Annotated in this window: 17 protein-coding genes; 14 read left to right on the top strand and 3 right to left on the bottom strand. The window is 72.0% G+C overall.

The annotated features are described in order from the left end of the window. The first annotated feature begins 469 nt into the window (after positions 1–469). The 12 genes from OG386_RS08045 (at position 470) to OG386_RS07990 (ending at position 11,910) form a co-directional block, all read left to right on the top strand. Entirely contained in the window at positions 470–1,597 is a 1,128-nt protein-coding gene (locus OG386_RS08045; protein ID WP_328787474.1) for a zinc-dependent alcohol dehydrogenase, read from the top strand. Continuing rightward, a complete protein-coding gene (locus OG386_RS08040; RefSeq protein WP_328787473.1) occupies positions 1,594–2,508 on the top strand; it encodes an ROK family protein in 915 nt (304 codons plus the stop codon). The genes OG386_RS08045 and OG386_RS08040 overlap by 4 nt, the downstream gene beginning before the upstream one ends. A 67-nt stretch (positions 2,509–2,575) precedes the next feature. After that, a complete protein-coding gene (locus OG386_RS08035; protein ID WP_328787472.1) occupies positions 2,576–3,577 on the top strand; it encodes a phosphotransferase in 1,002 nt (333 codons plus the stop codon). Positions 3,578–3,840: 263 nt separating this feature from the next. After that, positions 3,841–4,335 (top strand): dioxygenase family protein, encoded by a 495-nt coding sequence (locus OG386_RS08030; RefSeq protein WP_328787471.1) that lies wholly within the window; start codon positions 3,841–3,843, stop codon positions 4,333–4,335. 103 nt (positions 4,336–4,438) lie between these two features. Further along, a complete protein-coding gene (locus tag OG386_RS08025) occupies positions 4,439–5,797 on the top strand; it encodes an aspartate aminotransferase family protein (protein WP_328787470.1) in 1,359 nt (452 codons plus the stop codon). After that, complete coding sequence (locus OG386_RS08020; protein WP_328787469.1) at positions 5,794–6,750, top strand: inositol monophosphatase family protein; 957 nt, start codon at positions 5,794–5,796, stop codon at positions 6,748–6,750. The genes OG386_RS08025 and OG386_RS08020 overlap by 4 nt, the downstream gene beginning before the upstream one ends. Before the next feature lie 5 nt (positions 6,751–6,755). Continuing rightward, complete coding sequence (locus OG386_RS08015) at positions 6,756–7,670, top strand: diiron oxygenase (protein WP_328787468.1); 915 nt, start codon at positions 6,756–6,758, stop codon at positions 7,668–7,670. Then, complete coding sequence (locus OG386_RS08010) at positions 7,657–8,523, top strand: hypothetical protein (RefSeq protein WP_328787467.1); 867 nt, start codon at positions 7,657–7,659, stop codon at positions 8,521–8,523. The genes OG386_RS08015 and OG386_RS08010 overlap by 14 nt, the downstream gene beginning before the upstream one ends. Next, complete coding sequence (locus OG386_RS08005; RefSeq protein ID WP_328787466.1) at positions 8,520–9,530, top strand: NAD(P)H-dependent flavin oxidoreductase; 1,011 nt, start codon at positions 8,520–8,522, stop codon at positions 9,528–9,530. Before OG386_RS08010 ends, OG386_RS08005 begins: the two co-directional genes overlap by 4 nt. 2 nt (positions 9,531–9,532) lie before the next feature. Next, on the top strand, positions 9,533–9,766 hold the full coding sequence (locus tag OG386_RS08000) for an acyl carrier protein (protein WP_327733592.1): 234 nt from the start codon (positions 9,533–9,535) through the stop codon (positions 9,764–9,766). A 7-nt stretch (positions 9,767–9,773) separates the two neighbouring features. Next, positions 9,774–10,352, top strand: coding sequence for an MOSC domain-containing protein (locus OG386_RS07995; protein WP_328787465.1), 579 nt, complete (start codon positions 9,774–9,776; stop codon positions 10,350–10,352). A gap of 187 nt (positions 10,353–10,539) precedes the next feature. Then, positions 10,540–11,910 carry a hypothetical protein gene (locus OG386_RS07990; RefSeq protein ID WP_328787464.1) on the top strand — a complete coding sequence of 457 codons (1,371 nt, stop codon included), beginning with the start codon at positions 10,540–10,542 and terminating at the stop codon, positions 11,908–11,910. A gap of 238 nt (positions 11,911–12,148) precedes the next feature. On the opposite strand, the gene OG386_RS07985 is transcribed toward OG386_RS07990, so the two are convergent. The 3 genes from OG386_RS07985 to OG386_RS07975 form a co-directional block, all read right to left on the bottom strand. Then, on the bottom strand, positions 12,149–13,537 hold the full coding sequence (locus OG386_RS07985) for a hypothetical protein (RefSeq protein ID WP_328787463.1): 1,389 nt from the start codon (positions 13,535–13,537) through the stop codon (positions 12,149–12,151). Positions 13,538–13,647: 110 nt separating this feature from the next. Then, entirely contained in the window at positions 13,648–14,493 is an 846-nt protein-coding gene (locus OG386_RS07980; protein WP_328787462.1) for a hypothetical protein, read from the bottom strand. Between the two features lie 52 nt (positions 14,494–14,545). Further along, positions 14,546–15,073, bottom strand: coding sequence for a hypothetical protein (locus OG386_RS07975; protein ID WP_328787461.1), 528 nt, complete (start codon positions 15,071–15,073; stop codon positions 14,546–14,548). A gap of 581 nt (positions 15,074–15,654) precedes the next feature. On the opposite strand from OG386_RS07975, the gene OG386_RS07970 reads away from it, so the two are divergent. Continuing rightward, positions 15,655–16,923, top strand: a complete 1,269-nt coding sequence (locus tag OG386_RS07970; protein WP_328787460.1) for an RCC1-like domain-containing protein — start codon at positions 15,655–15,657, stop codon at positions 16,921–16,923. Positions 16,924–16,939: 16 nt separating this feature from the next. Beyond that, a complete protein-coding gene (locus OG386_RS07965; RefSeq protein ID WP_328787459.1) occupies positions 16,940–18,124 on the top strand; it encodes an RCC1 domain-containing protein in 1,185 nt (394 codons plus the stop codon). Positions 18,125–18,167 lie beyond the last annotated feature (43 nt).

Below are 18,167 nucleotides of genomic sequence, written 5' to 3'. Positions count from 1 at the left end.
TACCGGGAGTTCACCGACGGCCTGGACGAGGCGGGCGGGCCGGGGATCACGTTCGGGAGATCGGCGAGGATCGACATCGACTGGACCGTGTCAGTGGACCCTACGGTCGTCCCGGTCCACCAGCACGTCGCCGGCGTACGCAGAATGGGGCGGCCCGCTCCGGCGAGCCCTCCGATCGCGCGCTCGGACCGCTCACGCGGCGGACTGAGCGCCAAGGTCCACCTGGCCGCCGACGGCGGAGCACGGCCGCTGGCCTTCGCCGTCACCGCAGGTCGTTCCGTGCAGCCCACACCCGCCAGCACCCCAGCACCGCCGTCAGGTCGGGAAAGGCTCCTTGGCTCCTCGCAGGCCATCCCGGAAGCCGTAGGGGCCCGGGCCCGGGCCGGCCGCGGAGTGGCTCAGAGGCGCCGTGTCCAGCCGCGTCCGGCTGCGCTAGCGTCGCCCTCCCGAACACCGATGGGGAGGTCTCGTGCGCGCTCTCGTGTATCTGGGTCCAGGCTCCGCCGAACTGCAGGACCGGCCCGCCGCCCAACTCGTGACCGGTGATGACGTCGTGGTGGAGATCGTCGGTACCGGGGTCTGCGGAACGGACCGCAAGATCCTGCTCGGGCGGTTCCCGGCCCGGCCGGGCGTGGTGCTCGGGCACGAGTCGGTGGGTGTGGTGCGGGAGGTGGGGCCGCAGGTGCGTTCGGTCGCGGTGGGGGACCGGGTGGTGGTCAACCCCACGCTGTACTGCGGCTGGTGCGTCCCGTGCCGTCGGGGCGCGACCAACTTCTGCCGGCACAAGGCCGGGACCGAGGTCGGCGTCGACCGGGACGGCACGTACGCGGAGGCCGTGACCCTGCCGGAACGTTTCGTCGAACGGATCCCCGCCGGACTGGCCTTCCGCAGCGCGATCCTGATCGAGCCGCTCGCCTGCGTCCTGAACAACGTCGAGGCCGCGTCCTTGACCTTCGACGACACCGTGGTGGTGCTCGGCGCGGGCCCGATCGGGATGCTGACCGCACTCGTCGCCGCCCGCCAGGCGCGCCGGGTCACCGTTGCCGAACCGGACGGCTACCGGCTGGAGCAAGCCCGCGAACGGTTCACGCACGTGGTGGACGTGGCCGAAACGGACCCGGCCGAAGCCGTGGTGAAGGCCTCGGGCGGCGAGCGTCCCTCCGTCGTCTTCGACACCACCGGCACCGGTCTCGACTCGGCGCTACGGCTGATCGACGACGGCGGCCGGGTGGTGTTGATGGGCTTCGATGACACCTACACCGTGCCGCTGCGCCCGCTCCAGCTCACCAATCGAGGCATCCAGCTGATCGGCGCCGGGGACTACCGGGCCGACGTCTTCCCCGTCGCCGTGGACCTGGCCGCCGAGCTGGGCGGCTCACAACGGTCCGGCGCCGGCACCGTACCGGTCCTGGAGCGGCTGGTGACGCACGAGTTCCCGCTCGAACGTCACGCAGAGGCCTTCGCCGCGCTCGGCGATCTCACCCGGGGCGACGGGGACGGCGGCACCGGACGGCCACCGCGCTACGACGCGCTCAAGGTCGTCATCCGCTCGCACTCCGGCCCGGTCGGCGCCGACGGCTGGCCGGTGGGCGCGTGAGCGCGCCGCGCCTCGGGTCGATCGAGTCCGGCGGGACCAAGTTCGTCTGCCTGGTCGGCTCGGCTCCCGACCGGATCGAGGCCGAGACCCGGTTCCCGACCGGCGAACCGGGTCCCACCCTGGCCCGGGCCATCGCCTTCTTCCAGGAGACGGCCGCCGCGACCGGACCGCTGGACGCGGTCGGCATCGCCTCCTTCGGGCCCCTCGAACTGCGCCCGGGCCATGCCAAGTTCGGCCACCTCGCCGCCACCCCCAAACCCGGCTGGTCCGGGGTGGACGTCGCCGGCCCGGTCGCCGCCGCCCTCGGTGTGCCGGTGGGCATCGACACCGACGTCAACGGCGCGGCCCTCGGCGAGGGCCGCTGGGGCGCGGCGCGCGGTCTGGACGCCTACGTCTACCTCACCGTAGGCACCGGCATCGGCGGCGGCGCGGTGATCGGTGGCAAGGTGGTCAGCGGCCTGGTCCACACCGAGATGGGCCACCTCGCGGTGCCCCGGATCGCGGGCGACGCCTTTCCCGGCTCCTGTCCCTTCCACGGCGACTGCTGGGAGGGGTTGGCGGGCGGCGAGGCGATGGGCGCCCGCTGGGGAACGCCGGCCGAAGAACTGACCGGCGACGCACTGCGCAAGGCGCTGCGGCTGGAGGTGGCCTACCTGGCCGCAGGCCTGCGCAACATCGTCTACACGACGGCGCCCCAGCGGATCGTGATCGGAGGCGGCGTCGCGGAACTCGCCGGGCTGTTCCCGCTGCTCCGCGCCGAACTGGCCGCAGCACTGGCGGGATACCCCGGGCTGCCCGAGCACGCGGCCGAGGAGTTCGTGGTCCCGGCCCGGCTCGGCCGCCTCGCCGGACCGGCGGGCGGACTGGTCCTGGCGGCCGGGGCGGCCGCTGCCGCGCGGCTGCGGCCGTGATCCGGGCCTGGGCCATCGGGGGGAACGGAGGCATGAGGACGGCCCCGGGTCGGGCAGGCTGGCCGATGTGACGCGCCCCGATCCGGTGGGCCTCCTCGACCCCGCCACCCGCGCCTGGCTGACCCGGCACGCCCTGCCCGGCGCCCGGCTGCACGGGGTGCACTCGCTGCCCGGCGGGTTCACCAACGACATGGCCCTGCTCACGGCCCAGCACGCCGACGCACCGGGAGCGGAGCGCTACGTGCTGCGCCGCTACCGGCCCAGCGGCAGTCGGGTCCCGCGCAACACCTGTGCGGTGGAGGTCGCCGTCCTCGGCCGGGCGGCGGCCAGTACCGTCCCGGTGACCACGGTGGTCGCCGCCGATCCGCACGGCCGGGCCACCGGTCGCCCCACCCTGCTCTACCGGTTCGTGGACGGGATCCCGCTCAGTCATGTGCTCGCGGACGGCCCGGTGAGCGGCGAAGCTCGGGCCCTGGGCCGGGCCGTCGGCGCCGTGCTGGCGCGGATCGGCCGGGTCAGGCTGCCCCGCCCGGGCGCCTTCGGAGACTCTTCGTTGGTCCCGGTCCCGGGCGGTGCGGCCCCTCTGGGCGACCTGCCCGGTTTCGTCGACCGCTGTCTGGCGACCTCGGCTGCGGACGGGCCGCTGAGCGGGACGGATGCGGCCGCACTGCGTGCCCTGGCCCGCCGGGGGCCCCGGGCGCTCGCCGCCGTGGCCGGTGAACGCAGCCTGGTGCACTGCGACTTCAACCCGAAGAACGTCCTGGTCCAACGGTGCAGCGGGCAGTGGACGGTGGCCGCCGTGCTCGACTGGGAGCTCGCCTTCAGCGGCTCCCCGCTCTTCGACGTCGGGAACATGTTGCGCTTCGCCCACGAGTACCCGCCGGCCTTCACCGCGGGCTTCGTCGAGGGCTTCCGGGACGGGAACGGCCGGCTGCCAGTGGACTGGCAGCGGCTCAGCCGGACACTTGACCTCTTCGCGCTCGCCGACATCCTCACCGCACCACCCGACCCGGCCTACTTCGCCCGCGCCCGCGCCGTGCTGTGCCGATCCGCCGCCGACCGGCACTGAGCGCGGACGGGACGAGCGCGGCCCACCGAGTGTCCCCCTGTCCCATCCGGCCCGTGCGCCGCTCCTTTCCCAGGAGACGCGGCTGCTGTTCGTGCGAATGACGGAAGCCCTGTGAATATGCGTCCAATGAATGGCGAAGAGGTGACACGGGGCCTTCTTCTCAACATCGGGAATGCCGGTTAGTCTGCCTGAACGGAAGCGAAGATCCTTGACCAAGGGAGAATTCCACCGTGGAGAGCGGAAGCCCGGAAAACGTCCTGAAGGTGCTCACGCCGACCGTTCGCTGCAACGGCACGCCACCCACGCCCGCCCTGCGCGAAGGGCCGTACTACAAGCCCGACACCCCCTGCAGGACCAGCTTCCGGGGTGATGTGGCGGGAGGCGTTCCGATGCTGCTGCACGGCGCCGTGCGCACCCCCGAGGGCAAGCCGATCGGCGGCACCCTGCTCGACTTCTGGCAGGTCGGGGACACCGGAGTCTACGACGACGACGGCTTTCGGCTGCGCGGCCACCAGTTCGCCGACGTCGAGGGGCGGTGGCGGCTGGAGACGGTGCTGCCCGCCGTGTACCCGGGGCGGACGCGGCACGTGCACGTGAAGGTGCAGCCGCCCGGCGGAGCCGTACTGACCACGATGCTGTATTTCCCCGGGGAACGCCGGAACCACCTTGACAAGTATTTCCGGCCAGAATGCCTGATGGACGTGCGGGAAACGCCTGAGGGTTGGGATGCCTCTTTCACCTTCGTTCTGGACGTGTGAAATCCGGCCATCGAATCCCGTAGGGAACCTTCTAGTCCGATGCCCGGAGATATCGATATCCGCCGTCCGTCGTGTCCGCGGGACGGAAGTCGACAGGAGACACATGGCCGATCTCATGCGCGCCCAACGCGATACGCAGAGCGATGCCCGGAGTGACGCGCGCATCGGTGCCCGGAGCGACGTCCGCGGCGATGCCCTGAGCTACGCGCAGAACCACCTGTACTACCCGGTCAGCGCGTACGAGATGGACCACGGCGAAGGCGTCCACCTGTACGACACCGACGGCAACGAGTACCTGGACTGCGCGTCCGGCACCTTCAACCTGAGCCTCGGCTACGGGCACCCCGAAGTGGTCAAGGCCATGCGCGACCAGGCCGAACGGCTCGTGCACACCACCTCGACCTTCCAGACCGCCCCCGTCAACGAACTGGTCCGGCGGCTGGTCGAAGTCACCCCGCCGAACCTGACCAAGGTGCACCTCAAGGTGTCGGGCGGCTCCACCGCCAACGAGGGCGCGGTCAAGATGGCGCAACTCGCCACCGGCCGCCGCGACGTCGTCACCTTGTTCCGCAGCCACCACGGGCAGACCATGATGACGACGACCATGTCGGGCGAGTCCTTCCGCAAGGCCCCGTTCCCGCACCTGATGCCCGGCGTGCTCCAGGTCCCCGACCCCTACTGCCTGCGTTGCTTCTACCGCCAGGCGGGACCCGACAGCTGCGGCATGCTCTGCGTCGAGCGCATCAACGACTTCCTCGACCACGCCAGTTCCGGCAGCGTCGCCTGCGTGGTCGTCGAACCGGTCTCGGGCAGCGGCGGCAACATCGTGCCCCCCGACGGCTACCTGCCCGCGCTGCGCGCGTTGTGCGACGAACGGGGCATCGCCCTCGTCTTCGACGAGATCCAGACCGGCATAGGCCGGGTCGGCCGGATGTTCGCCGCAGAGCACTACGGGGTCCGGCCCGACATCCTGACCACCGCGAAGGGCCTCGGCGGCTCCGGCGCCCAGATCGCGGCCATCGTCGCCGACGAGCGGATGTCCGGGCTGAGCGCCGACCACCACTCCTTCACCTACGGCGGCAACGTACTCGCCGCTGCCGCCGCGGCCACCACCCTCGAGGTGATAGGCCGCCCCGGCTTCCTGGAGAACGTCCGGGAGGTCGGCGCCCACATCATGGAACGGCTGCGCGCACTGGCCGCCTCGCACCCCGCCGTCGTGGACGTGCGAGGTCTCGGCCTGATGATCGGGATCGAGATCGGCGACGACGCGGGCCGCCCGCACAGCGAACGCGCCCAGACCCTGGCCCGGCGCGGCATGGACCACGGCCTGATCCTGCGCACCTCACGCTACGGACGGGGGAACGTGATCAAGATCCGCCCGCCGCTGATCCTCACCCGCGCCGAGGCCGATCTGCTCTGCGACCGGCTCGAAGCCCTCTTCGCCGCCGAGGCAGCCGCATGACGGGCACCGCGCACGGCAGCCCGCCGGGGGCCGCGGCGCTGCGGCAGTACGTGACCGGCCTCGCCGGTGCCGTCCGCGGGGCCGTGCTGGGCGCCCGACACCGGGCCGGCAGTCGCCTGGTCCGGGGCCACTCGCCGGGCGGGGACGCCCAGTTCGGCCTCGACGAGGTCGCGGAGGCCGCCGTCTGGAAGTACGTCGTCGGTCACGACCTGCCCGTCGCCGTCTACTCCGAGGACCGCGGCCTGCAACACCACGGCACGGACCCGGCCCACCTGCTGGTCGTCGACCCCATCGACGGCACCCGCCCCGCCGTCGCCGGCCTGGAGTCGGCCACCGTCTCGGTCGCCGTCGCCCGTATGGCGCAGCGCCCGCGCATCGCCGACGTCGAGCACGCGCTGCTGATGGAACTGCGTACGGGCGCCTACCTCTACGGGGACCTGGCGACGCCCGGCATCACGGCGCACGGCTACGACCACCCCGTCCCGGCGCTGACCCGCACCACCGACCCCGCGCGGATGTTCTGGTCGCTGGAGTTCAACGGCCACCCGGCCCGTCTGATGGCCGGGGCCTACGGCCACCTCATCGACCGCTCGGCCAACACCGGCGGGGTCTTCGTCTTCAACAGCGCCACCTGGTCCATCTCCCGGCTGCTCACGGGCCAGCTCGACGCGTACGTGGACATCGGCAACCGGTTGCTGCGCGACGACCCGGCGCTGCTGCCCGAGTTCGAACGCGTCGGCAACGGCCGGGTCCTGCACCTGTTCCCGTACGACATCGCGGCAGCCGTCTTCCTCGCCGAGCGGGCCGGCGCGGTCATCACCGACGGCTACGGAGAGCCGCTCGGCGACACCGTGCTGACCGACCTGAGCATCGACAACCAGCGGTCCTGCGTGGCCGCATCCACCCCCGAACTCCACCGGGCCCTGCTGTCGGCCGTCCGATGGAAGGAGTGACGCCCATGCACCCCCGGAACACCCCGCCCGCCGGAACGGCCGCCACCGCCACCGCCGACGACACCGAGTTCAGGGTCCTGCTCGACCGGCTCTCCGACAAGGCCACCGCGGACTACTACAACCCGTTCACCACCTTCGACTGGCCGCCCGCGATCCCCACCGACGGGCTCTGGATGTCCCCCGAGCTGCTCTCCGTCCACGGAACCGAGCTGATGGACGAACTCAGCCCCGGCCAGCTCCAGGCCCTGAGTCGGTGGGAGAGCATCAACTTCTACAGCCTCAACGTGCACGGCATCCGCGAGCTGCTCATCGAGGTCACCCGGCGCGTCCACACCCCCGGCTTCGAGCTCCCCTCCGAGTTCTTCCATCACTTCATCGGCGAGGAGAACGACCACATGTGGTTCTTCGCCACCTTCTGCCTCAAGTACGCCGACAAGATCTACCCCGACAAGTCGGTCAAACTGCCCGAGGCCCCGCGCGACCCGGACATCGAGAACTTCCTCGTCTTCGCCCGGATCCTGATCTTCGAGCAGATCGTCGACCACTACAACGTCCAGCTGGCCGCCGACCGCAGACTCCACGCGACCATCCGGCACATCAACCGGCTGCACCACCAGGACGAGTCCCGGCACATCGCCTTCGGCCGCCGCCTGGTGCAACTGCTGTGGGAGCGGCTCCTCGACAGCGGCCTGGACGAGGCGGCCCGGCTCGAACTGCGCAACTACCTCGGCCGCTACATCACCACCAGCATGGAGTCCTTCTACAACCCGGCCGTCTACCGGGACGCGGGCCTCGCGAACGGCTTCGCGCTGCGCCGGCGGCTGCTCGCCCACCCCGCCCGGCAGGCCGCCCACGCCAAGGTCCTGCACAAGACCACCGACTTCCTCCACCGGATCGGGGTGTTCGATGCCCGTCACTGACCCCACGGCCACCGGGACCACCTGGTCGGTCCGGGACGGACTCGCCACCCTCGACGAACCCGCCGTTCTGCTGAGGGACGCACTCGACGCGGTGTTCACCCGCTGGGGCACCGAGGCCGGAGCCCGGCAGCAGAGCTACCCGCCGCTGCTGCGGGCCGAAGACCTGCGCACCCTGGACTACTTCCGCAACTTCCCGCACCTGGGCAGCCCGGTCACCCGGATCCGCCCCGACCGGCTGGCCGCCCTCGCCGCAGCTCCGCCCGGGGCCACCGCACTGCCGGCGGCCGAGCTGGCCGACGCCACCCACCTGCTGCCCTCCGCGGCCTGCTACGGCTGCTTCCTGCACCTCACCGGCACCAGTGCCGACACCCCCGTACTGATCACCACCATCGCGCACTGCTTCCGCAACGAGGACCACCACGACGGGCTGCGCAGGCTCTGGGGGTTCACCATGCGGGAGATCGTGTGCGTCGGCTCCGCCGAAGCCGTACGGACCCACCTCGACCGGCACCAGGAGCGGATCCTCGCCTTCGGCGCGGCCCTCGGGCTCACCCTGGACCGGGCGCCCGCCACCGACCCGTTCTTCGAAAAGGACGGCGCCCGCTCCGTCATGCAACTGCTCGCCCCGGTCAAGGAGGAGTACCTGCACACCGACGGCACCGCCGTTGCGTCCACCAACAACCACCGCAACTTCTTCGGCGAGCGTCGCGCCATCGGCCACGCGGGCCGTCCGGCCTTCACCGGCTGCGTCGCCTTCGGTCTGGAACGCTGGGTGCACGTCCTGGGCGACCTCTTCGAAGGGGACCTGGCCGCCGCGCACCGCGCGGTACGGCAGGCGGGGGAAGTCTCGTGACCCGACTGACCGCCCGGCTCGGGCTCGAACTGCCCCTGCTCCAAGCCGGGATGGGCGCCGTCGCCGGCCCCGCCCTGTGCGCCGAGGTGTCCCGGGCCGGAGCGGGCGGGACCCTCGCGCTGTACAAGGAAGCGCCCGCGCGGGCCGCCCGGCTGGTCCGGGAGGTGGCGGCCGCCACCGGCCGCCCGTTCGGGGTGAACGTGGTCCCCGAGGTCACCGGGCCGGCCGGCTGTCTGGCCCAGCTCCGGGCCGTCCTGCCCGAACTGCCCCGGGGCGGCTTCGTCACCTCTTTCGGGCTGCCCGACGCCGACGCGGCCGAGGCCGTGCGGGCGGCCGGACACCTGCTGGTGGTCCAGGTCGGCACCCTCGCGGACGCCGACACGGCCCTTCGGCAGGGCGCGGCGGTGCTGGTCCTCCAGGGCACCGAAGCGGGCGGCCACCTGCTCGGCCGACTGCCCGTGGACCTTCTCCTAGCCGCCGTCCGGGCCCGCCACCCGCACGCGGTGCTGGCCGTCGCGGGCGGGATCGCCACCGGGAAGGACCTCGCGGAGGCCGTGGCGCGCGGCGCGGACGGGGCCATGGCCGGAACCCTGTTCGTCCCGGCCACAGAATCCACCGCGCACCCGGAGTTCAAACGCCGGGTGGTCGAGGCCGTGGCCGACGACACCATCATCACCTCCCTCTTCGACATCGGCTGGCCGAACCGCCCGCACCGGGTCCTGCGCAATGCCCTCACCCATGCCTCGAACCGCGCCCCGGCCACCTTCATGGCCACCACGCGGGTGGACGGCCGGGAGCACCCGGTACCGCGCTACAGTGCGGCGGCTCCGAGCGAGGCCACCACCGGCCGCATCGAGGAGATGGCCATGTACTGCGGCCGGTCCTGCAGCCGCGTCACCGCCCTGCACCCGGCCGCCGTCACCGTTGCCCGGGTCCGCCTGGAGTACGAGAGCGTGCGCCGGCCCCCGACGGCCTGCCGACAGCCGCACCGGATCCAGGAGAGGTGACCATGGACGACGTGATCAAGCCGGTCGTGGACTGGCTGCGCGAACGCAACCCCACCGTCGAGGAGATCCCGGAGGACCTCGACCTGATCGAGAACCGGCTGATCGACTCGCTCGGCTTCATGGAGTTCATCCTGCTGCTGGAGGACCTGATCGGCCGGGAACTGCAGCTCGACCAGATCGACGTGAACCAGTTCCGCACCCTTCGGTCCCTCACGGACCACTTCCTCAAGGGGTGAACCGCCCATGGCACAAGCTCCACCGCTACACGGACCCGGCCGGGTCACCTCCCTACACCTCGCCGCGCGCGCCGGGGAGCCCACCTTCCGCGTAGCACGGGCCCGCGCGGTGACCGGCCGCGGGCTGGAGGGGGACCGCAACTACTGGGCGGGCGAGGGCCCCCGGCCCCGGCGCCGGGGCACCGGCCGGGCGTCCGGGGTCTGCGACGTCACCCTCATCGAGGCCGAGGCGCTCGAGGCCCTGGCCCGCGAGCACGGCATCACGCTCGCCCCCGCCGAATGCCGGCGCAACCTCGTCTGCCGCGACATCCGGCTCAATCCGCTGGTGGACCAGGAGTTCCAGATCGGCACGGTGATCCTGCGCGGCCTCAAACTCAGCGAACCCTGCGCGCGCCTCGAACAGCTGGTCCGCCCCGGCCTGATCCGCGGCCTGCTGCATCGCGGCGGCCTACGGGCCGAGGTGGTCCGCGGCGGGACGATCCGCATGGGCGACCGGATCCTCCCGCTGCCGCAGGACGCACGGCAGCAAGCGCCCCCCGTTCCGTCCCTCGCCCGCGAGCCCTCGACCCAGTGGCGAGTCGGCTGACGGCGGGCGGCCGAACGGCTACTCGTCCGCACCGGCCGCCCCGGCGAAGCGTGGGAGGGCCCGCAGCCCAGCGCCTGGCCGGAAGCGGGCCGCAAGCGCCCATGTCAATCCGCGGATCGGAACGGTTAGCCCGCGCGCCGCGCGGAATGCGGCCTTCCGACCCGCGCCCCGCAGACAGGAGGACAGCATGGCGATCGAAGGCGCCGCCCCCGGGCGGCAGAGCGGCAAGGCACCGGAGTTCGGCGCGGACGCTCCGTCATCCAAGGCGGTGGAGCGCGCGGAACGGGCGGGCGCGGAGCTCGCCGCGGCGGGGGCGTCCGTCTCCGTCCACCTGCTGGAGTGGGGCTTCGCCCTCCGCCTCGACCAGGGCGCCGCCGACCGCCTGGCACCCCCCGACAGCGCCGGGCCCGACAGCGGCTTCCCCCACCTGGTGGAGGAAGTGCTCGCCGGCTCCCTGCCCGAGGCCCTGGCCGAAACCGTCGGCGCCGGGCTGGCCGGACGCGCCGAACAGATCGGGGCGGCCGCCCGGGGCTCCGGGTGCGACCTGGTCTCGCCGTGGGCCGCGCCGACCCTCCTCGCCCCCGTGGCCCTCAACGCGCCGCCGCGCCAGACGGGCCTGTGGTTCAGCGTGTTCGAACCGGGCGAAGGGTGGGGAGCCGACGTGCAGTTCACGGCGCGCTACGCCTCCGAAACACCGGCCCTGGCCGTCTTCCGCGATGACCTGTACTGCGTCTACGAAGGCCGGGGCGATGACCCCGACCTGTGGTGGACCGCGCACCGCGCGGACGGCAGCCGGTCCGAGGACCAGCCGTTCCCCGGTCACCACACCCTGGGCAGCCCGGCCCTGGCCGTGTTCCAGGACCGGCTGTACTGTGCGCACCGCGGCGGCTCGGGCGACTGGGGCATGGCCCTGACCTCGTACGACGGGGATGCCTGGACGCCGGACCGGCCGGTCCCGGACGCCGAGAGCGTCTACGGCCCGGCGCTGGCCGTGTTCCGCGACGCACTCCACCTCGCCTACGCCGACGCCGCCCAGCGGATCATGGTCACCACCAGCCGGGACGGCCGCAGCTGGACAACCCCCGAACCCGTCCCCGGCTGCGCCACCACGAGGTCCCCGGCGCTCGCCGTGTACGACGGCGACCTGCACCTGCTGTACGGCAACCCCAAGGACGGAGCGATCCACTGGACCCGGCTGAGCGGCACCACCTGGACCTCCGAGGGTGCCCTGCCCGGCCACCGCACCCGGAGCAACATCGGCCTCGCCGTCTTCGACGGCAAGCTGATGTGCGTCCACCGTGATCCCGCCCGCCAGCAGCTGTGGTGGTCCGCCTTCGACGGCGCAGGGTGGAGTACGGACACCGCGATGCCGGGGCACAGCAGCAAGTACGGTCCGGCGCTGGCCGTGTACCGGGACCGGACCGGCACGCGCGACCAACTCCTCTGCGTCCACCGGGGCCACGCCCAGCGCTTCGTCACCGCGACCGGGGAGCTGCTGACCGACGAGGACCCGGCGGGGCTGCACGAACTCGACGATCCGGCCTCCGCCGCCGAGTGAGACCGGGCCCGCACGGCTGCCGCAGGCTCGCTGCCAGGGCCAGTACCACGGGACCGGTCAGTACCTCCGCGCCCCCACTTTCAGTGGTTGGTCGGACAGACGCCCCAGCAGGGCGCCTTGGCCGGACTGGAGAATGTGCGATCCTGCGCCCGGGTGCGTCGAGCAGGGCGGCGACCAGAGGTGCAGGCCGCCGCCCTGCTCGACGCACCCGGGCAGGAGATCGCCGTACGAGTGCCTCTCAGTTGAGCGGGATGGTAGTGGCCGCGCGGGTTCCCGGGGCGGTGAGAGCGGGGATTTCCTGGAGGCCCTTGTCGGCGGAGGAGGCGGGGGTGCCCGCGCCGACGGGGGTGGTGGTCGTGGGGCGGTCGGCGATGCACCGTTGCTTCTCGGTCTCGGTCATCGGGCCGGTGCGCTGCATGAGCCGGTCGGGTACGGCCCGGGAGGGGCCGTCGATGACCGCGTGGAGGCGGTAGTCGTCCTTGTTGCTGACGAACCAGCCCTCCACGCGTTCCCTGCTGGGCTGGAGTTCGACCCAGCTGACCTCGCCGGGCTGGATCTTCTCGTTGATCTGGCGTTGGTCGCTGCTGAACCACTGCCAGGGCCGCTGCCAGGTCTTCTCGTAGGCGAGGGCGAACTGGGTGGCCATCGGGCGCGCCTTGATCCGTTTGACGTCCTCGGCGCGGTCACCCGTGGTGGGCAGGCGGGCGACTTCTTCCAGGGCGAGGTTCGCGTCGGCGTAGGTCTGGGCGATGCTGTCGTGACTGCGTTCGGCGTACTGCAGGGTGCGGGTGTGTTCCAGCGGGTTGCGGGTGCAGTTGATGAACGTCTCGCCGATGACGCGGGCCTGGCCGAAGTAACGGAAGGAAGTCCGCTTGTCGGGGCGGAAGGTGCAGGCGTTCTCGCCGTTGCAGGCGGCCGCAGCGTTGTGCAGGGACTTCTCGCGTTCGTTGCCCTTGAAGGCCTCGGACGTGCCGAGCGCCGTCCGGTCGACGGTCTGGTCGACGGCCGGGGGCACTTCCACCGCGCGGATGGCGGCGATCATCGGGGTGCAGGTGAGGTGCGTCTTGGTGCCGGTGACCTTCGAGGTGAAGGTGAGTGCCGGATCGCTCTCGCCGGCGGTGAACGCATAGGTGCGGCTGGTCCACTTGCCCGTGCCGGGAGTGCCCTTGACCCGGCCGGTGTCGGCGGCGGTGGTCACCGCCTGGACCGGTCCGCCGCCGCCCTCGACGGTGTACGGCTGGCCGCTGTCGACGTCGGCGGCCACGCACTCCTTGGAGACGGCGGGGCTGTCCTCGTAGGTGACGGTGACCCGGGCTCCGGCGCGCACTCCGCGAAGCCGTTGCCGCAGGGTGTTGCCGTCCTTCTGCAGGGCGACGGCGTGGGAGGTTCCGGTCCGGCCGGAGGCGGCGGGGGAGTAACGCTGGTTCGCACCGGTCCAGTTGTCGATGGTGACGGTGGTGGGGCCGTCGCCCTTCGTGGCGGGCTCGGCGAAGTCACCGTTGAGGACGGCCACGGGTTGTTCGCCAGGAGCGGCCTGGACGGTGGTGGCGAGGGGCGGTAGGAGGACGGCGGTGGCGGTGAGCACGGTCAGGGTGGCGCCCAGGGGCGGACGGAAGGGGTGTCTCATGGCGGGGACCCTCCTCGGGTGGGGCGGCAGGAACCGCCGGAGGCCGGGCGCGGGGTGACTTTGCGCGGCGGCGAGGCGCTGGGGTGGGGCGGCGGGGGCCGGGATCTCGTTCACGGGCCGGGCTGGCCGGGAGCCGAGTTGCCCGGGGGCCGCGTGCCGCTGCAGAGACCGCCGGGGGCGGTGGACGTCTGCGCGACGAAGTGGCTGTCGTTGGCCATGGAGGGGCTGTCGACGGCCACGTTGAGAATGCCGCTGCCCTTGTTCGTGACGAGCTGTCCGACGATGCGGCGCATGGCGACGGTCGCGCCGAACACCATCATGTCGTGGGCCTTGACGGTGCTCTTGTAGGTCGTGGTCTCGGTGGTGTCGACCGTCCACGTCTTCGCGTACGCGGCCTTGAACGCGGCCTGGAAGGCCAGCTTGGCGCTGGTCTCGCCGGCGATCTTCCCGCCGCCGCCGACGTTGACCTTGGTGGCTGCCTCGGTGGTGGGGCCCTTGTCCAGGTTGGGCCCCTTGTGGGTGGTGCCGCTTTCGTTGGCGAGGGTGGTGGTGACCTCTCCGGAGGCTTGGATGGTGCCCTCGGCGGTGACGGAGCCGGAGATCTCGCCGTTGATGTTGTCGGTGGTGACGGCGTGCAGGGTCACCGTCCGCTCGACGTTCATGTCGTTCTGGGTGCAGTTGATGACGGCGTTGCCCAGGGACCTGACCGTCGTGGCGAACTCGATCCCGAGTTTGCGGTCGATCCGGAAGGAGCAGCCGGACGGATTCTGCTCGCACTCCTTCAGAACGTCGGCGACCTTCGCGGGGCGGCCGTCGGCGGTCACGGCACGGGGTCGGGGAACGGGGCCGGGATCGGCCGCGGGCTGGGGTGGCGCGGCCAGGGCGGTGAGGGGAGAGGCCAGGGACACGGCGAGGGCCAGAGCCGGGGCGGCGAGCACGATGCGGCGCGCGGGCATGGGGGGATCCCTTCGAGGAGTGAGGGGGCGGGGAGCGGCGTGCGCGGTTCGGTCAGCCGCCGAGCAGGGCGCACAACTGGGCGACGGGGAAGGGGCTCTGGGAATCGTCCGCCGATCCAGTCGGCAGCGACGCGACGAAGTCGGAGCAGGTGGAGGTGACCGCGGCGGACGCGTCGCCGGCGGGACCGGGCTTGAAGCCCTTGACGGTGCTGGTCATGTCGGTGATGCCCTGCTTCTCGCCCATGCCCGGGCCGGTGAGCCCCTCCATGCAGCTGCTGGAGCCGGGCTCGCACTCCGCCAGCTTCTTGCCGACGTCCTCGATGGTCTTCTCCGCCTTCTTCGCGTCCTCCTCGGTCTCCTTCTGCTTCTCCTCGACCTCCTTCACCTGCTCCTCGTCCTCCTTCCGGTCCTTGCACGCCTGGTCGTCGGCGGCGCAGTCCTCGGTGGGGGCACTCGGGGCGGCGTACCCGGCGGGGTCGGCGTGGGCGGGCGCGGCGAGGAACGCCGGGGCGGCGAGCGACAGGGCAGAGGCGAGCAGGGCGGCGGACAGGGCGCGGCGCGCGGACGTGCGTGGGTTCACCTGAACTCCCGGAAAGGTGGGTGGAGGGCGTCATGGAGCCGATGCCGGGGCCACGGAAAGCGGCCTCCGTGATCATCAAAGGTGATCTGAAGCTAATCGGACCGACCTTGGCTGCACGGCAGGACACACGGTGCGGCGCGGCCTCCGGTCGTGTTCACCGCAACGGCCGTGCCGCCCAATTGCCCCGGATGCCAGGCGAGAAGAAGGGGTGGCGCGACATCCGGGGCTGACCGGCACACCCGCTTCCGGCACCCTTCGGGAGGGCCGGGATTCCTCGTGCTACCGCTGCGGGGACGCCGGCCTCCCCTGTCGGGTGCGGCCGACCGGCGGCCCGCCAGGCGCCTCTCCCGCCCCGCCGTGTTCGGCCCCTGATGCTCCGTGTGGGTGGGTACTCGAACGAGTGCCCGGCAAAAAGGTGGTTCTGTGCCGCCGGCTCGTAATGGTGATCATTTCCGGTAACCCTACTGACAAGCCCGACGGCGTCGACAGACCTCACCGCCGGGCTCCCGTACGCCTCGGCCCGCGGAGACCCCCACTGCGCGCCGAGGTTCCGTACGCCCCCACACCAAGGAGAGCAGCGCATGACCCCCCGACTCCTCTCAAGCCCCGACCGGGCACGCTCCCCGCACGACGCAGCCGCAGCGGCCCCGTCCGGCCCGCGCACCTTGGCCCGCCGCCGCTGGATGCTCGCGGCCGTCACCACGGCCATGGCCACGGCTCTGGCCGCCCCCACGGCCACGGCCAACGAGGGCAACCCGACCGTCCTGAGCTGGGGTGCCGGACGCACCGGCCAGCTCGGCAACGGCACCCTCGCCGACAGCCTTTCCCCCTCCTCCGTCACCAGCCTCTTCCGGGGCGACGTCGACGAGATCTCGGCCGGCGGAACCTCGTCGGCCGACTCCTTCGTACTCGCCCGCACCGACAGCACCGTCAAGTCCTGGGGCCACAACTCCTCCGGCCAGCTCGGCAACGGAGGCAACACCAACCAGACCGTGCCGACCACCGTCCCGCGCCTGACCAACATCAAGAGCGTCGCGGCCGGCGGGAAGCACGGCCTCGCCCTCGACACCTCCGGCCAGGTCTACTCCTGGGGCGACAACGCCTACGGCCAGCTCGGCAACAACCGCACCGGAGACAGCCGCACCGTCCCCGACCGGGTCCAGGGCATGCCGAAGGTGAAGCAGATCTCCGCGGGCTGCGACTTCAGCCTGGCCCTGCTGGAGAACGGCAAGGTCTACGCGTGGGGCCGCGGCATCCACGGTCAGCTCGGCAACGGAAGCCGCGCCACCAGCTCCGTCCCGCGCCAGGTGCAGGGGCTGGAGAACGTCGTCGAGGTCGACGCGGGCTGCCACCACGCCCTCGCGCTCACTGCCGAGGACACCGTCAAGTCCTGGGGGTACAACATCTACGGCCAGCTCGGCAACTCCAGTACCAAGTCCTCTACGGTTCCGGTCGACGTCGACTGGGTCGAGGGCGTCTCCGACATCGAAGCCGGCGCCTTCCACAACTACGTCAAGACCAGCGACAGCCATGTCTGGGGCTGGGGCAACAACCAGTACGGACAGCTCCTCGAGGGCGACGAGTCGTTCGGCGACAACGTCTCGCGCACCAACCGCACCGCGCCCGTCGAGATCCCCCGCCTGGCGGGCGTCCAGCACCTCGCCGCCGGAGCCCGCCACGGCGTCGCGGTGACCGCGGACGACGTCTTCACCTGGGGCCACAACGGCGAGGGCCAGCTCGGCAACGGCACCACCGTCCCCCGCTACGAGTCGGTGAAGATCCTCAAGGAGGGCTCGGCGATCAAGAACGTGGCCGTGTCCCTGGGCGGCAACACCACGTACGCCTACTGAGGAGGTGCGTCACGCCATGACGTATCCCGGTCGACGCGCAGGTCTCGGCGTCCTGCTGGCCGTCTCCGCCCTCCTCGCCACAGCTGCACAGGGCCCCGCGCGTACCGAGAAGCCCGAGCCGTGGGTACGGGCGTGGGGCAGCAACGCCGCTGGTCAGCTCGGCAACGGCGCCACGCTCGACCAGCAGACGCCGTCGGCGGTCCGCGGCCTCGCCCGCGACGACGTCCGCGAGCTGGCAGGCGGTGGCAACGCCACCACGTCCTTCGCCGTAGCGGTGCTCAACAACGGCACCGTGCAGGCCTGGGGCAACGCCTCGCGCGGGCAGTTGGGCGACGGCACCACGGCCTCCCGCTCCTACCCGGCCGCCGTCGCCGGGCTGTCCGGCGCCTCCGGAGTGGCCGCAGGGATCTTTGCCGCCTACGCCGTACGGAACGGCCGCGTCTTCGCCTGGGGGGACAACACGTACGGCCAGCTCGGCAACGGCAGCACGGCGGCGAGCACCGAGCCGCCGACCAGCCGCCCCGTCTCCGTCCAGAGCCTCAACAAGGTCAAGGGCATCGCGGCGGGATGCAACCACGTGGCCGCCCTCCGCGAGGACGGCTCGGTCTGGACCTGGGGACGGAACAATGAGGGGCAGCTCGGCGATGGTTCCACAAGCGACCGCAACACTCCCCAGCGCGTCGCCGGCCTTCAGGACATCGTGTCCGTGGCGGCCGGCTGCACCCACATGCTCGCCTTGACGGCCGACGGCACGGTGAAGGCATGGGGCCGGGGCGCCAACGGCCAGCTCGGCAACGACTCCACGACAGCCAGCCCCGTACCCGTGAACGTCCAGCACCTCAAGAATGTCGTGGGCATCGTCGCAGTCAGCCACCACAGCTTTGCGCTCCTCGACGACGGCACCGTCCGGGGGTGGGGCTGGAACAGCGCCGGCCAAGTGGGCGACGGCACCAGAACGAGCCGCACGACCCCGGTCCCGCTCCCCGGCCTGACCGGCGTCAAGGCCATGGGCGGCGGCTGGACCCACACCCTCGCCGTCCTCGATGACCAGACCGTCGTCGCCTGGGGCGACAACGCCAACGGTCAGCTCGGCGACGCCAGCACCACCCCCTCCCTCACCCCCGTCACGGCCCTGCCCGCGGGGAGCGGTACGACCCGAGTCGCCGCGTCCCTCGGATGGAACTCCAGCTACGCCTACTGAACCCATGCACGGGCGCACCGCGCCCTCCCGCACCCCACGCGAA

Origin of the sequence: Streptomyces sp. NBC_00273, assembly GCF_036178145.1 — a bacterium.
Lineage (GTDB): Bacteria > Actinomycetota > Actinomycetes > Streptomycetales > Streptomycetaceae > Streptomyces.
The sequence above is the reverse complement of the archived record's forward strand: the minus strand, read 5'-3'. Positions and strand labels throughout refer to the sequence as shown.

Coding starts and splice junctions, on each gene's coding strand:
- OG386_RS08025 (WP_328787470.1), top strand. CDS start 4,439: ATGGCCGATCTCATGCGCGCCCAACGCGATACGCAGAGCGATGCCCGG.
- OG386_RS08020 (WP_328787469.1), top strand. CDS start 5,794: ATGACGGGCACCGCGCACGGCAGCCCGCCGGGGGCCGCGGCGCTGCGG.
- OG386_RS08015 (WP_328787468.1), top strand. CDS start 6,756: ATGCACCCCCGGAACACCCCGCCCGCCGGAACGGCCGCCACCGCCACC.
- OG386_RS08010 (WP_328787467.1), top strand. CDS start 7,657: ATGCCCGTCACTGACCCCACGGCCACCGGGACCACCTGGTCGGTCCGG.
- OG386_RS08000 (WP_327733592.1), top strand. CDS start 9,533: ATGGACGACGTGATCAAGCCGGTCGTGGACTGGCTGCGCGAACGCAAC.
- OG386_RS07995 (WP_328787465.1), top strand. CDS start 9,774: ATGGCACAAGCTCCACCGCTACACGGACCCGGCCGGGTCACCTCCCTA.
- OG386_RS07990 (WP_328787464.1), top strand. CDS start 10,540: ATGGCGATCGAAGGCGCCGCCCCCGGGCGGCAGAGCGGCAAGGCACCG.
- OG386_RS07985 (WP_328787463.1), bottom strand. CDS start 13,537: ATGAGACACCCCTTCCGTCCGCCCCTGGGCGCCACCCTGACCGTGCTC.
- OG386_RS07980 (WP_328787462.1), bottom strand. CDS start 14,493: ATGCCCGCGCGCCGCATCGTGCTCGCCGCCCCGGCTCTGGCCCTCGCC.
- OG386_RS07970 (WP_328787460.1), top strand. CDS start 15,655: ATGACCCCCCGACTCCTCTCAAGCCCCGACCGGGCACGCTCCCCGCAC.
- OG386_RS07965 (WP_328787459.1), top strand. CDS start 16,940: ATGACGTATCCCGGTCGACGCGCAGGTCTCGGCGTCCTGCTGGCCGTC.